Source organism: Acidilobus aceticus (genome assembly GCF_055392325.1).
The window spans coordinates 233481-247641 of record NZ_AP042407.1 but is presented as its reverse complement, the minus strand read 5'-3'; the positions used below and the strand labels follow the sequence as shown (position 1 = coordinate 247641).

13 protein-coding genes and 1 tRNA gene are annotated in these 14161 nt (G+C 55.2%); 5 read left to right on the top strand and 9 right to left on the bottom strand.

Annotated features, from left to right (window positions below; genetic code table 11):
• Positions 1-67 precede the first annotated feature (67 nt).
• Positions 68-733: an HAD family hydrolase gene (locus tag ACZ5OO_RS01240; RefSeq protein ID WP_464078338.1), complete on the bottom strand. Its 666-nt coding sequence runs from the start codon at positions 731-733 to the stop codon at positions 68-70.
• Positions 734-938: 205 nt separating this feature from the next.
• Between ACZ5OO_RS01240 and ACZ5OO_RS01235 the strand changes: the two genes are divergently transcribed.
• From ACZ5OO_RS01235 to ACZ5OO_RS01225, 3 genes are read left to right on the top strand one after another with little or no spacing between them, the layout of a single operon-like run.
• On the top strand, positions 939-1928 hold the full coding sequence (locus ACZ5OO_RS01235; protein WP_464078337.1) for a 50S ribosomal protein L3: 990 nt from the start codon (positions 939-941) through the stop codon (positions 1926-1928).
• Between the two features lie 4 nt (positions 1929-1932).
• On the top strand, positions 1933-2763 hold the full coding sequence (rpl4p, locus tag ACZ5OO_RS01230; RefSeq protein WP_013266852.1) for a 50S ribosomal protein L4: 831 nt from the start codon (positions 1933-1935) through the stop codon (positions 2761-2763).
• Positions 2764-2798: 35 nt separating this feature from the next.
• On the top strand, positions 2799-3026 hold the full coding sequence (locus ACZ5OO_RS01225; protein WP_048812998.1) for a 50S ribosomal protein L23: 228 nt from the start codon (positions 2799-2801) through the stop codon (positions 3024-3026).
• A gap of 51 nt (positions 3027-3077) precedes the next feature.
• Here ACZ5OO_RS01225 and ACZ5OO_RS01220 read toward each other — a convergent pair whose 3' ends face one another.
• From ACZ5OO_RS01220 to ACZ5OO_RS01200, 5 genes are all read right to left on the bottom strand, one after another.
• Positions 3078-3992: an Mrp/NBP35 family ATP-binding protein gene (locus ACZ5OO_RS01220; protein ID WP_048812997.1), complete on the bottom strand. Its 915-nt coding sequence runs from the start codon at positions 3990-3992 to the stop codon at positions 3078-3080.
• Between the two features lie 151 nt (positions 3993-4143).
• Positions 4144-4731, bottom strand: a complete 588-nt coding sequence (locus tag ACZ5OO_RS01215) for a peroxiredoxin (protein WP_013266849.1) — start codon at positions 4729-4731, stop codon at positions 4144-4146.
• Between the two features lie 202 nt (positions 4732-4933).
• On the bottom strand, positions 4934-6220 hold the full coding sequence (locus tag ACZ5OO_RS01210) for a M20 family metallopeptidase (protein ID WP_464078336.1): 1287 nt from the start codon (positions 6218-6220) through the stop codon (positions 4934-4936).
• Between the two features lie 35 nt (positions 6221-6255).
• Positions 6256-6627: a PadR family transcriptional regulator gene (locus ACZ5OO_RS01205; RefSeq protein ID WP_148217154.1), complete on the bottom strand. Its 372-nt coding sequence runs from the start codon at positions 6625-6627 to the stop codon at positions 6256-6258.
• Positions 6628-6731: 104 nt separating this feature from the next.
• Positions 6732-8111 carry an RtcB family protein gene (locus ACZ5OO_RS01200; RefSeq protein WP_464078542.1) on the bottom strand — a complete coding sequence of 460 codons (1380 nt, stop codon included), beginning with the start codon at positions 8109-8111 and terminating at the stop codon, positions 6732-6734.
• 289 nt (positions 8112-8400) lie between these two features.
• On the opposite strand from ACZ5OO_RS01200, the gene ACZ5OO_RS01195 reads away from it, so the two are divergent.
• Positions 8401-8474 (top strand) — tRNA-His (locus ACZ5OO_RS01195).
• Between the two features lie 211 nt (positions 8475-8685).
• Here the strand turns inward: ACZ5OO_RS01195 and ACZ5OO_RS01190 are convergent.
• A complete protein-coding gene (locus ACZ5OO_RS01190) occupies positions 8686-9951 on the bottom strand; it encodes a mandelate racemase/muconate lactonizing enzyme family protein (protein ID WP_464078335.1) in 1266 nt (421 codons plus the stop codon).
• A gap of 119 nt (positions 9952-10070) precedes the next feature.
• Here ACZ5OO_RS01190 and ACZ5OO_RS01185 point away from each other — a divergent pair, with 119 nt between their 5' ends.
• The gene (locus ACZ5OO_RS01185) at positions 10071-11591 is read left to right on the top strand and encodes a class I adenylate-forming enzyme family protein (RefSeq protein ID WP_464078334.1); all 1521 of its coding nucleotides are present in this window, start codon (positions 10071-10073) and stop codon (positions 11589-11591) included.
• Between the two features lie 4 nt (positions 11592-11595).
• On the opposite strand, the gene ACZ5OO_RS01180 is transcribed toward ACZ5OO_RS01185, so the two are convergent.
• Positions 11596-13050, bottom strand: a complete 1455-nt coding sequence (locus ACZ5OO_RS01180; RefSeq protein WP_013266843.1) for a replication factor C large subunit — start codon at positions 13048-13050, stop codon at positions 11596-11598.
• A complete protein-coding gene (locus ACZ5OO_RS01175; protein ID WP_013266842.1) occupies positions 13047-14036 on the bottom strand; it encodes a replication factor C small subunit in 990 nt (329 codons plus the stop codon). The genes ACZ5OO_RS01180 and ACZ5OO_RS01175 overlap by 4 nt, the downstream gene beginning before the upstream one ends.
• Positions 14037-14161 lie beyond the last annotated feature (125 nt).

Sequence of the window (14161 nt, the reverse complement as noted above, 5' to 3'; positions counted from 1 at the left end):
GTGGAAAGCAGAGCTTTAAATTCTTAGATGGCCACTAAGGCGTCGGACACCGATTTTGTAAGAGCAGTTAATGAGGGTACTCGACATTAAGAATGTCACAGAGGCTCTCTACTTTTTTAGCGCCAAACCTGGCGACTAGTTCATCTTCATAATGCATAGGCACATCGCCTTTCACTAGGTATATGTCCCTTATGCCGCTCCTCCAATAGGCTTCGACGTCATTAATGGTGTCGCCCACGGCAAATACCTCAGAGGGGGCTAGGCCGGCCTGTGAGAGCGCCTTAAGTACGGGCTCTGGGTCGGGCTTGCCCCTTTCAACTTCATCGCCCGTTATCAGAACGTCGGGCTTAATGCCGATGGCGCCTAGTATTAGACTTGCCGACGCGCTGAGCGAGGAAGTGACTACGATAACCTTTCCACCGAACTTCCTAACAGCAGAAGTCAGCTCAATAGCGCAAGGCATGGGCTTTACGCTCACTTTAACGACCTGCTCAAAGAACTTAGTCTTTAGAGCTATTAGCTCCTCAGCAGTCACCCTCAAGTTGGTAGGCTTGAGAGAGCTCAGTATTATGGACGCTATTTCCGTAGCCCTCCTTCCTAAGAGCTGCCTCTCATCTATGGTCACGTTGTTAACGCCTAATGCCTGAAGGGCCCTTATCCATGACGCTAGGTGCGCGCTCGCTGTACTTGCCAGCGTGCCGTCAAGGTCGAAGACGCCTGACTTTGTGCTCAAGCCCGCGACTCCCCAGAGGGCCTTAGACGCCTAGCATCTAAAATGCTCGGCCCCGCGGCTGCTGGACAAGGGCCTCTAAGAAAGCTTTGCTGGAGGCTCAACCTTTAAAATGCCAGCCCCCAGCCTATACGAGGCTGATGTAGCGAGGTGCTAAGGAGTGGGGCATCGTAAAAAGTCAGCGCCAAGACGTGGCAGCCTAGGATTTATGCCGAGGAAGCGCTCATCGGAGTTCGTGCCAAGCGTCAGCAGTTGGCCTGAGGTTAGCGCGCAGAAGCCGACGCTGCTGGGCTTCATTGGGTACAAGGCCGGCATGACTCATGCATTCATAGTGGATAACAGGCAGGGCTCGCCAACCTTTGGCAAGGAGGTATTCAGACCCATAACTGTGCTTGAGGCCCCGCCCATCTTCGTGCTTGCAGTGAGAGGCTATGGCTACGATGAGAACAGGGGACTTTACACCGTAGGTGAGGCCTGGGCAAGGCCCCCGCTTGATCTCGAGCTCGAGAGAAGGATAAGCGCTATCGGGGCCTTCGACACGCAGTCTATGCTTAAGAGGCTTGAGGCCTCGCTAAGCGATATCAAAGAGGTTAGAGTCCTGGTGGCAACACAGCCCAAGCTAACTGGTGGGCTCAGTAAGAAGTCGCCTGACCTGCTGGAGGTTAAAGTTGCCTCTCCAGGCAGCGACGTTAAAGCAGCCTTTGACTACGCTACCTCAATACTTGGCAAGACGCTCTCTGTGGGCGAAGTCTTTCAGCCAGGCCTCATGGTGGATGTCATCGCCGTAACCAAGGGCAAGGGATTCCAGGGAGATGTTAAGAGGTTCGGCGTTAAGGTGCTGCCAAGGTGGCACAAGCACAGGAAGAAGGCCAGGGGCATAGGGGCCAGGAGCCACGGCAAGGGCACCTGGTGGGAGATACCAAACCCAGGACAGCTGGGCTTCCACAGGAGGACGGAGTACAACAAGAGGATACTTGACATAACAGATGATTGGGCTGCATACACTCCAGCTGGCGGCTTCCTACACTACGGTATACCCAGGAGCACGTTGGTGGTCCTGGAGGGCACCATACCAGGCGCGGTCAAGAGGCCTATAGTTATGAGGTACCCCGTGAGGCCGCCTAGGTGGTACCTAAAGCTTGGCGTCGTCAAGCCAACTATAACGTTTGTGAGCCTACAGAGCAAGCAGGGGGTGTAATGTCATGAGCAGGGTAAGCCTTGGGTTCTTGCTCTACATGAATCCGCCCATATCTGTGCCTAAGTATGACGCTGAGGGCAAGGAGGCCGGGGAGGTCCAGCTGCCGGACGTCTTCAGGGTACCCGTCAGGAGGGACCTCATACACAGGGTCTTCATGAGCGAGTTCACCGCCGCCCTGCAGCCCAAGGGAAGGGATCCCATGGCTGGCAAGAGGACGACCGCAGTAAGCCTTGGAATTCACCACGGTCTTGCCAGGGTTCCGAGGATTAGGGGCTCCACTAGGGCAAGGCTTGCCCCGTTCGTGAGAGGGGGCAGGAGGGCCTTCCCGCCCACCGTGGAGAAGAAGATAAAGGAGGACGTCAACAGGACAGAGAGGATACTTGGCACCATGAGCGCCCTGGCCGCGACCGCTATCCCAGAGCTTGTTAGGGACAGGGGGCACGTGTTCTCCGCAACCGCGACGCCAATAATATTAGACTCTTCAGTGTCGGAGGCCGTAAAGAGGACGTCGGATGCAAGGGAGTTGCTGAGCAAGATAGGGGTCTACTCGGACATAGAGAGGGCCTATGAGGGAACTAGGATAAGGGCTGGAAAGGGCAAGATGCGCGGCAGGAGGTACGTAACGCCGGTCAGCATACTCTTCATAGTGGACGATATAGACTCCCCCTTCGCCAGGTCAGTGAGAGGGTTCCCAGGAGTTGACGTAGTGGAGCCTCAGCTCGTGAGCGTGCTTGAGCTGGCCCCAGGAGGCGAGCCTGGCAGGCTCACAGTTATAACATCAAACGCGCTTAACGCGCTTGCTGAGAGATTTAAGGTAGGAGGTGAATTATCGTGAGCTCAAACTCAAGGGAGATAATACTTAGGGCTGTAATGAGCGAGAAGGCTATGAGCCTCATGGAGAAGGCCAACACGCTGGTGCTGATAGTGGCCCGCGATGCAAACAAGCCAGAGATAAAGAGGGCTGTAGAGTCGCTCTTCGGCGTTAAGGTGCAGTCGGTGAACACGCTGATAACTCCTACTGGTGAGAAAAAGGCCTACGTGAGGCTTTCAAGTGAATATAAAGCTTCCGACGTGGCCGCCAAGCTAGGCCTCATATGATCCCTTCCTTTATGTATGATACATAAGGGATAGGGGCGAGAGTTACACGCTTTAAGAACTCTGTGCTTGAGTCCTGTTGCCCTTCTCGACTACATCTATGAACTTCTTAGCTATGTCTAGGAATGACTTTGCGGCTTCCGAGTCAGGGTACTCAAGGAAGAACGGCTCCCCGTTGTCATTAGCTTCCCGTATATGCGGGTCCAGAGGTATCTGCCCTAAGAACGGTATGTTGTACTCCTTAGCTATCTCCTCGGCTGCTCCCTTGCCAAATATGTACTGTATGCTGCCGTCTGGGCACTTGAAGTAGCTCATGTTCTCCACGATGCCGAGCAGCGGCACGTTCAGCTTCTCAGCGAACGCCGCAGCCTTCTTAACAACTATCTTAGAGACCTCGCTGGGTATCGTGACGAGCAGGAAGCCTGTGAGTCCAGGTATAGTTTGGGCTATGGTGAGCTGCTCGTCGCCCGTGCCGGGCGGCAGGTCTATGAGAAGGTACTGAGCTCCCTCCCAATCGGTGTAGGCCAAAAGCTGCCTTATTGCTGTTGTCTTTATGCTCCCCCTCCAGATCACTGGGGCATCGTCGCTCGGAAGCATGAGACCCACGGAGACGAGCCTAACGCCATATACGTTAACCGCAGGAACTATGCTACCATCCTCCCTGGCCAGGAGGCCTCTGACGTTCCTCAGGCCCAACATCATTGGCATGCTGGGACCGTGGAAGTCCGCATCTAGGACACCAACAACTTTACCCATGGTTGCCAATGCCATGGCTAGATTGGCGGTTACGAATGACTTTCCAACGCCTCCCTTGCTGCTCAGTATGGCTACCTTGTAAGGGATCTCCTTCATTCGTTTAACTACAAGCCTCTGCTCCTCCTGGACCTGCTTCATGCGCTCCGCGATCTCCCTGTAGCTCTGGCCTCCTCCAGGCGCCGCTGAGGGCGACGACTTCTGGGGAAGTGACATCCTGAGACCCTTCTTCTCGCCCTCGTCAGGGCTCTCAGCCAAAGTAATCTCCCTTCTGCTTCTCTGAGGTCACGGGAATTAAACGTTAGTTAGATAAGGAAAAATAACTTGAAATAAATATAAAACTAAAATAAAGTTAAAATAGTTATCTTCACAGCTTCCCTATGCTGTCCGGTATCCTTATGTGGAGTACCTGGGAGCCCTCTCCCTTGTTGGCGCTCACTATGTCGAACTCCGTTGGTGTTGGCGGGTGCTCGTAGAGGTACTTCAAGTTAATGAAGGCGTTGTAGATATGCGGCACGTCCTTTCCAAGCCTATCGTTAAACACTGATATGTACTGAACTATTCCGTCAGGGTCTATTATGACCGTTCCTCTCCTTGTCATGCCGGTGGCCGTGTTAAGGAAGCCGTAGGCAGTGGATATCTGCTTGTTTATATCCTCGACCAGCGGGAACTTGACACCCTTAACTCTTGGGCTTGTCTCGACCCAGACCTTGTGCGAGTAGACGCTGTCCGTGCTGACCGCTAGGACCTCGGCGTTGTTAGCCTTGAACTTATCGTAGTACGCCTGGAAGGCCTCAAGGTCCGTGGCGCAGACAAAAGTGAAGTCGCCTGGATGGAACGTTAAAACGACCCACTTGCCCTTGAAGTCATGTAGGCTCAGCTTGCCAACCCTGTTCTCTGCAGGGAAGTAGGCGTTTGCCGTGAAGTCAGGCGCAGGTGAACCAACCTCTATCATGTTCTCACGCAGGTGTCAGAGGCGTTTGCTAGTTTAAAAATGTTTCTATTAAGAAAGTCTATCGAAAAACTTTAGAGTAAGGTGCTAAGATGTTATACCACATCGGAAACGTCGTAGAAACTGCTGTGGAGGTCTCAAATGACGATAGCCGAGTTTGACGATATACTGCACTTTGGAAGGGTTTAAGCCAAAAACGGCCCTTTCACTCGCTCACGTTGAAAAATGATAGCACGGCATCCCTGAGGACCCTATAGGCCTTCTCTAAATCTTCGATCTTTACGTATTCATTATAGGCGTGCGCTAAGAACGGCTCGCCAGGGCCGTAGATCGCCACAGGCACGCCGACATACCTCAAATAGCGGCCGTCGGTGGCGCCTGTCTCTATGCGGTACTTAGGCTTAACGCCAAGGACCCTTTCAATAGAATTAGAGATTACCTTAACTATGCCGCTGTTAGGATCCGTGTAGTTAGGCTCGCTGCTGTTAAGAATTCCGAGCTCAAAGCTGTCAGGCGGCAGGTTTTCCAGGAGTATGCTTCTTATGTCCTCGAGCAGGAGCTCACAGGCCGTGCGCTCGCCGCCGCCCTTGACCCCAAGCGGCAGCCTTGTATCTATTTCAACGTCACACCTGTCGGGCACTACATTGATCTTTGTGCCGCAGTGCATGACGCCTGGGTTGAAGGTTATCTTCTTAAGCACGTACTCCGCCTCGCTCCTTGATATCTTAACTTGTGACTTGCTGGCCTCCTCAACCAGGACGTCTATAGAGCTCTCAAGCATTTCCTCAAGATCCTTAGGCGGCTCTATCTTAGAATTGTAGGAGTCTATGGCCTGTGAAAGCAGCTCTATGACGTCAAGCGACTTTGTTATGGCGTTATCGCCAAGGATGGGCATGCTGCCATGGGCGGACCTGCCCTTAACTGTCAGCGATATTTGACAGAGCCCCTTCTCTCCTATGGAGATCGTCTCGACGCCTGACGGCTCAGCTATTATCGCTGCGTCCCCCGTGACAACTTTTCTGGAGACGAGGGCCCCCAGTCCATTGGCGCCTCCAACCTCTTCGTCAGCGCTGGCCACTAACGTAAGGGAGCCCGCTCCCCTGTCCTCTATAAGTTTTGCCACATCAGAGAATAGTGCTACTATTACAGCCAGTCCGCCCTTCATGTCAGTGGCGCCCCTCCCGTAAACCTTGTCGTCCTTGATCTCCCCGGAGAAGGGGTCGGCCTTGGTCCACTTCCCCTTGTCGCCGGCAGGCACCACGTCCATGTGACCGTTGAGTATCAGCGTCGGCGACCCCGAGCCAACCTTAACTATTAGGTTTGGCTTGCCTTCAGCTATCTCAACAGTATCAGGGCTGAAGCCCTGAAGCTGCAGGTAGTCTACAAGGAAGTTCACGAACTCCCTCGTGTGGCCAGGAGGGTTGGAGGTGTCAATTCTTATCATGTCAGAGGTTAGCTTAGCTAACCTCATGCTAAGGCTTTCTACGTTCATATATAGCCCCAGGCTTCAACTGCATATGAGGTTAATTAGCTTTGGCTAGGCTCGCCCTCGCGCAGCCCACCGCTTTTCTGCAGCCTTGAGTACCTCAGCGACCTGGCAACGCCCTCTACCTCCCTCAGCAGCGCTATTACTTTATCTATGTGTTGCTCATGTTCTATGAGGAAGTCTATTCCCTTCTCCGTTATCCTGTACTCCTTCTTCCTCTCGCCTATGGGGCTGCTCTCCACGAGGCCTTTTTTCTCCAGCATGCTGAGCATCACGTATACGTAGCCAGGAGGAAGCTTGCCTCCCACCTTCTGCGATATATCCTTGCCTATTTCGTAGCCACACTTCGGCCTCTCGGCGAGCTCAGCTAATATCATAAATGTGGCGAGCCCCCTCAGCAGACCCCCTTTCATGTCCAGCACCGGGCTCTTTTCAGGTAGCTGTTAGAGGAGAAAGTAAAATACAGTACACCATACAGGCCTGGTTCCTTAACATGTAGATGCTCAAAAGGCGTTTGTCAGCCCTTGGTGACGCCCAGGGGCCGAAGCCTGGCCACGAGCCTTCCAATGCCGACGTCGTGGGCCACCTGCGCGACCCTGTCAACATCCTTGTAGGCTTCAGGCATCTCCTCTATTACCGTGGCCACGTTGCTTGCCTTGAGGTATATGCCCTTGCTCTCCATCTCTTGAACTACCTCCCTGTAGGTCTTCTCCCTCTTAGCCCCAGATCTGCTCATCCACCTCCCAGCCCCGTGGGGTGCAGTGAACCAGGTCTTCACTCCAGTCTCAACGCCGGCTAGCACGTAGCTCGCGGTGCCCATGCTGCCAGGTATCAGCACGGGCTGCCCATAATCCCTGTATATGCTCGGTATCTCAGGGCTCCCCGGCGGGAACGCCCTCGTGGCGCCCTTCCTGTGCACCACTACCTTCCTCCTCTTTCCGTTTATGTCGTACTCCTCTATCTTAGCTATGTTGTGGGCCACGTCGTAGACCAGGTGCATCCCGAGCTTCTCCGGGTCGACCTTAAACACCTGCTGGAAGCTCTCCCTGACCCAGTGAGTTATTATCTGCCTGTTGGTCCAGGCATAGTTAGCCCCAGCCGCCATAGCCTTGACGTAGTCCTGGGCCTCGGGCGTATTGTATGGTATGCTGGCCAGCTCCCTGTCCGGCGGCATCGTGCCGTACTTCCTCATGGCCCTCTCCATGATCTGCAGGTAGTCGCTCGCTATCTGGTGGCCGAGCCCCCTGCTGCCGGTGTGTATCATTACTGTCACCTGTCCTTCGAAGAGGCCGAAGGCCTTGGCCAGCCTCTCATCATACACCTTGTCAACCACCTGGACCTCGAGGAAGTGATTCCCACTTCCCAGGGTGCCAAGCTCGCTGGCGCCCCTTCTCCTGGCAGTGTCACTCACCTTGCTTGAGTCGGCAAGCTTCCAGCTGCCGCGCTCCTCAATTCTCTCTATGTCCTCATCCCAGCCATAGCCCTTCTCGACGGCCCACCTAACCCCCTCGTCGAGGACCCTGTTAAGCTCCTGGAAGCTGAGCTTCAGCTTGCCAGTGCTGCCCAGCCCGCTCGGCACGTTCTCATAGATGGCATTTATGAGGTCCTTTATCTTGGGCTTAACGTCGTTAACTGTGAGGTCAGTCCTTATGAGGCGGACCCCGCAGTTTATGTCATAGCCTACTCCCCCAGGGCTTATGACACCATTCTCCTCAATGTCCATAGCGGCGACGCCGCCTATGGGGAAGCCGTAGCCCTGGTGGCCGTCAGGCATTACTATGCTGTACTGCTGTATCCCCTGGAGGCAGGCCACGTTAGCTGCCTGAACCAGCGTGAGGTCCTGCTGCATCTTCTGGACGAGCAGGTCATCAGCGTATATTATCGCTGGGACCCTCATGCAGCCCTTGAAGCCCTTGTCGATGATCCATGTGTTCTTGTCAACCCTCTTCAAGGGCACCTCTGGCAACTAGTCTTCACCCAGGATCAGAGGTGACGAGGGCCCTTTTAGCCTAGCTGTTTGGAATTCAGGACATAGTAAGTTCATGCTGTATAGCCTTCGCGCTGCACCTAGTGGGGGATAGCTCGTCATAGGAGGAAAAGGGTAAATAGAGTCAACAGTCACAGGTAGGCGTGGAGGGGCCCGGCCTGAGGCAGCGTGCCGATGAGCTGAGGGCGTGGGCCCTGTGGCCCGGGTAGCTCAGCTGGCTAGAGCGCCGGGCTGTGGACCCGGAGGTCCCGGGTTCAAATCCCGGCCCGGGCCCCTTCGCCCTTAGCATAGTGCTTTTAATTTATTATCATAATAATGGTAGAGTGCAATACTGCCATGTAGGTTGATTTCACCTTATGGGCGGCGTCAGGTCGGGGGTTCGTAATCCTCATCACCTCAGGACATGCCAGGGTCCTCATGCGCCGCCCATAATGATCTAAGGCTCAAGAAATAAAAAAGACTAACTCAATCGCCGCCTTGGCCGCTAGAGCTCGAACCCAGGCCACAGCCTTGCGGCGACTTCCTCGTCGAGTTCTACACCGAGGCCCGGCTCGTCAGTCAAAACTATGGCGCTCCTACTGGCATCTATTATCCTCTTCTTGCTCTTGACTAGGTCGTTCCAGAACGGCAAGTCATGTCCATGAAACTCAAGAGCCCCAAAGGTGTTACTAACGGACGCTGCGTGGGCCGCGGCCATAGTTGCTATGGGGGAGCCTATGTTATGAGGTGAGACCTCTATATCATAGAGCGACGCCAGCTCCTCTATCCTCCGCAGCTCCGTTATACCTCCGGCTTTAGCTGGGTCAGGGGCCCACACGCTGACCCCTGTGCCGAGAAGGTCCTTGAACTGGTAGTACGTGTAGAGGTTCTCCCCAACCTCTATGGGGACGTTGCAGCGGGAGGTGATCATCCTTAGCTCGTCAAGGTTAGTTAACGTGGTGACCGCCGGCGTCGGGTCCTCGACCCACCTGGGCTTAACGCTTTCAAGAGCCCTGCACAGGGCGATGCCCGTGTTGAGGTCGTAACGCCAGTGAAGGTCAAACATGATATCTACGTCGTAACCCACGGCGTCCCTGACGGCCTCGGCCAGCGCCGCAAGGTACTGTACCTCGGCTTGGCTGAGCCTTCCGCTCCTTAGTCTGACAGGGTCTGAGTGGGGCGTCGGCACGTCCAGGTCAAACTTTATGGCCTTCCAGCCCTCCGCCTTCAGCTCTCTTGCTCTTGACGCGTAAGCCTCAGGAGTGTAGTCTGAAGTCCACGCCTCAGCGGTGAGCCTGCCGTGAACCGGGCTTGGCTCCTTTATCCTGCCCTTCTCCACATTGGCCTGCGAAATCCATGGGGGCTCAACAGGCATGAGCGCTGAGTTCATGGCCTCAAGGCCCTTGCCTCCGTGAGCATCCACGTACACTGGTATCTCTGTCCTATCGCCGCCAAGCAGGGCATAGACCGGCAGGTTGAGGTACTTGCCAATTAGGTCGTAGATGGCCATATCTATGGCTGATATTATGTGATATGCTGACGTGCCGGCGTAGAGCGTGGCCCACCTAAGTTTCTGGAGGATCCTGTTTACTTTAAATGCGTCCTCGCCAACTATTACGCTGCCGAGCGTATTAGCTATCGCCGAGGCGCCAGGCGTAGGGCCCGCCTCCCCGGTGCCGTAAAGGTCCCCGGAGTAGACCCTTACAAAGGTCCACTCAAAGTTTGCCTGCACAGTAAACGAGGTTACCTTTGTTATCCTGAGCTCTTTCAAATTAGGATGCCCCGCGGTATTAGTCTAGAAAAGGGCAGTATATACGCATAGCAGATACTAGATAGCCAAGGGCTACAGGGATTTAAGAGCCACAGCTTTCTTACTTTGGTGGGATTTAAGTGGAAAAGATATGGATAAGGCTCTTTGAGGGAGGCCTTCCCGAGCTGGAGCCTGTAGAGGAGCCTATACACTCGCTCCTTGACAATGTGTGGAGAGGCCACGAGGGCGAGTGCGCCGCCCTGCAGCTTGAGACGGGCTCCTGCTACACGTGGGGGGCCCTCAGGAGAGCCTCAGCTAAGGTCGCAGGCTTTCTGAGGTCGCTTGGCGTTAATGAAGGGGATCAGGTGCTCTTCGCGGCGAATAATAGGATAGAGGCTTTAGCGGGCCTGCTCGGGATATGGAGGTCTAGCGCCATTTCTGTGCTAGTCGACCCCTTGACTATATCTGAAGACCTTTATGAGCAGCTGAGGGGCAGGGGAATTAAGGTTGGTGTGGTCTCGCAACAATTCTATGAAAGGGAGCAGAAGACTATGGCCAGGGCAGGCGTCGAAGAGGTGCTTGTAGTTGATGGGCAGCCTAAGGAGGGCGAGGTCAAAGTGCACACCATGAGCGACGTTATAAGGAGTGACGAGATCTACGGCGATGACGTGAAGTCCAGCTCAAGATCTTTAGTGATGTATTACGCAGGCATCGCAGGACGTACAATGCAGGTCTATCACACTCACCGCGCCCTCTCAACAGCGGTCAAGGCCCTGGCCGACTCGATGAAGCTGGACTTCAGGCCAGTGTCCATCGTAGTGGCGCCTATGACCCACGTGCTGGGCCTTCAGGTCAGCACGCTGACGCCCCTTTACCTCAGGGGCTCCGTTGTCCTTATGCAGAGGTGGAGCGACGTTGCAGCGCTAGAGGCCATAAGGATTTACGGCATAAACTTCATATCGGGAGCCCCCACAATGCATGACTCCTTGGTAGAGGCTGCGAAGAGTCGCGGCGCTCCCCCTGGCGTGAGGCTCGGGCTCTCGGGCGGCGCTCCCCTAAGGCCTGAGACTCAGGAGGGTTTCCGCAGCGCCTTCGGCGCTCCGCTCGTGCAGTTCTACGGAATGACGGAGTCCTGGGTCCTCACCTATCAGCCTACCACTGTCGGGGAGGTCAAAGGTACCGTGGGCGCCCCCATAGCAGGCGTTGACATAATGATAGTGAACCCCGACAACCCGACCGAGGAGAAGGGCCCAGGAGAGACAGGGGAGCTGCTGGCCAAGGCGCCATGGCTGATGGAGGCCTACGAGGACCCTGAGGAGACGAGCAAAGCGTTCTACAACGGGTGGCTAAGGACAGGGGACCTTATGAGCATTGACGAGAGGGGGCTGCTTTACTTCGGGGGCGTGAGGAAAAGGATGATAAAGTATAAGGCTTACCCTATATTTCCAAGAGATCTTGAGGCGGTTCTCATGAGGCACCCAGACGTCCAGCAGGCATATGTCTATGGAGAGAGGGACCCAGCGGTTGGCGAGAAGCCTGTGGCCAAGGTCGTTCTCAGGCCCGGCGCAAGCGTCACGGAGAAGGACCTTCTGGACTTTGTTAACAGTCAAGTGGCGTTCTACAAGAAGTTGCATAAGATATACTTTGTAGATAAGCTATAAGGGCTCACTTACGGGTCCTTCCCCTCTTGCCTTTATCGTCCGAGGGTCTGGGGGAACTTGAACCCAACCCAAACATGTCAAGCGTCAGCTGGCCTTTACTGCCTCTCTCGGCCTGCCTTGGCTGGCCCTGGGGCCCCTTCCCCTCGGCTGCCTTTACCTCAGAGCCCTTCCTGAGAGCTTCGCGGACCGCATCGGCTGACTTCAGCACGTCCCTGCTCCTGGGGCCAGCCAGGTACTGCACTTCGGACTCTGTTAGGCCGTAGCCCACCACGAGGCCTCCGGCCATGTTCAGGTCCCCCTGCCTAAATATTATGAAGAGGTAAGGTAGGACGTCCTCCTTAAACGTAGACGTTGATATGTGGAGCCTTGAGGCTAACCTCTCTGCTATGGAGTCCCTAACGCTCCTGATGTCCTTAAGCTTAGCCATAAGCGTTATCCTCGATGGGTACTGATACCTGTTCCTCAGGGGCGACTGCTCCACCTGTCTCGCCATCGCGACGCCCGGCCCCATCAGGTCAAAGACATACGAGAGGAAGTCCCAGTTGCCGGCCTTAGCCCTGGAGAGGAAGAGGCTTGCCCTCGAGAGGGCGTCCCAGGCCCTGAATGCATCCTCCGGGTCCCCGTACTTATTTTGAATGTTGTCGTTAAGCCAGGCCATAATGGTCTCATAGTCCTCCTCAGAGTTGGTCACGGCCTTCTTGGCCATCCACCCGGCCTTGGCATAAAAGACGTCATTAAGGGTCCTCCAGAGGTCGATGCTCTTGTCCCTCCCCCTGACGAGGGCCCTGGCAAGCTCCATAGTGACCTTCCCATAGCCCTCTGCGACAGCCTCAAGGTCGTTGACGCAGGCCCTCACGTCCCCCGCGTTCTTGTCGGCTATGTACCTCAGCGCCTCGCGGTCACACTCTATGTGCTCCCTGTCGCATATGTTCTGGAGAAGCGATACTACGTTGCCAGTGGAGAGGTTCTTGAACTCTATCATGAGCGTCACTTCCCTTAGGGGCCTGAGCTGGTCCTTCCACGGGTCGTTCGCGGTAAGCACTATGGGGTTCTGCGCGTTTGGTATTATCCTTAGAAGCTCGTCAAGGCCTCCGGCGTCCCCCTTGGCGCTTATGCCATCAACCTCGTCCATGAGTATTATCATTAGTCTCCCGGTCAGGGGCCTCCTGAAGGCGGCAACGCCAACAGTTCTCCTTATGTCCTCGGCCCTCCTGTAGTCGCTGGCGTTCAGCTCCAGCACCTCAAGCTTATAGTCATGCGCCGCCGCCTCAACAAGGCTAGTCTTTCCGACGCCCGGGGGGCCATAAAGCAGGGCCGCCCTCTTCTCTGGGGGCCTCCCCTTGAGCCACGCCTCGAGCCAGGTGAGGAACTGGCTCTTAGCCTCCTCCTGGTCTACTACATCGTTGACGCTCTTGGGCCTGTACTTTATTATCCATGGAATTCGCTGCTGAAGGCTCATGTCGTTGCGGCCCCCACCCGCTTGCTCATCATTGCCAGCCAAGCCAGGAACGCGCTGAGCTGTATGTCGTCATCGCTCCCCTCTACTATCCTGTAGTGAATTTCCCCGAGGTAGTCAGCTATCATAACCCTGAGCTCCTCGGGTATCTTGAGGTCGTTGCTGAAAAGCTCACGGTGTATCTGCCTAACGACGTCCTCGCCGCTGAGGCCGTACTCTATCATCACCTTCCTGAGGAGCTCCCTGGCGCCCGTGAAGTCGCCCTTAAGCGCCTCCTCGACCATCTCCCTTATGTCCTTAGGCCTCGCCATACCAACTACTTTATATACGGAGTCAACGTCGACCTTGCCTAAGGAGGCCGCCGTCTGAAGTATGTTTATTGCCTTCCTCATGTCACCCTCAGATATGTCGTAGATGGCCTCCAGCGCGTCTTCGTCGTATTTGACGTTCTCCTTTTCCGCTATATACCTGAGCCTTCCCACCACATCATCCTTGCCGAGCGGGGTGAACCTGAAGAATGCGCACCTGCTCTGTATGGGATCTATTATCTTTGACGGGAAGTTGGCGGCGAGTATGAACCTTGTGTTGGCGCTGTAGAGTTCCATGAGCCTCCTGAGGGCCTGCTGCGCGTCAGCTGTCATGTTGTCAGCCTCGTCAAGGAGCACTATCTTGAACGGTATGTCTGGCGGGGTCTTGCTCCTGGCGAACTCCTTTACCTTCTCCCTTATAGTGTCTATTCCCCTCTCGTCGCTGGCGTTCAGCTCCAGCATGTACTGAGTGTAGTTGTCGCCGTAGAGGTCATGCGCTAGCGCATGGGCCGCGGTGGTCTTCCCGGTGCCCGGCGGGCCGGCGAAGAGCAGGTGGGGCATGTTCTTCTCCGCGACGAACTTGGAGAGCCTTTCAACTATCTCCTTCTGGTTCACTATCTCCTTCAGGCTCCTAGGCCTGTACTTCTCAGTCCACAGAAGCTCCTCTATGGCTGTGCTCAAGCTATTGAGCCCCGCGTTAACTATTGTTGTGGCCTGGGCTAATAAGGTGGCTTGCAGTCAAGCCCTGAGCGGGGGCCCTCTGGCCTTATTGGTTCTCGCCGGCAGAGTTAGGTTAGGGCGACACT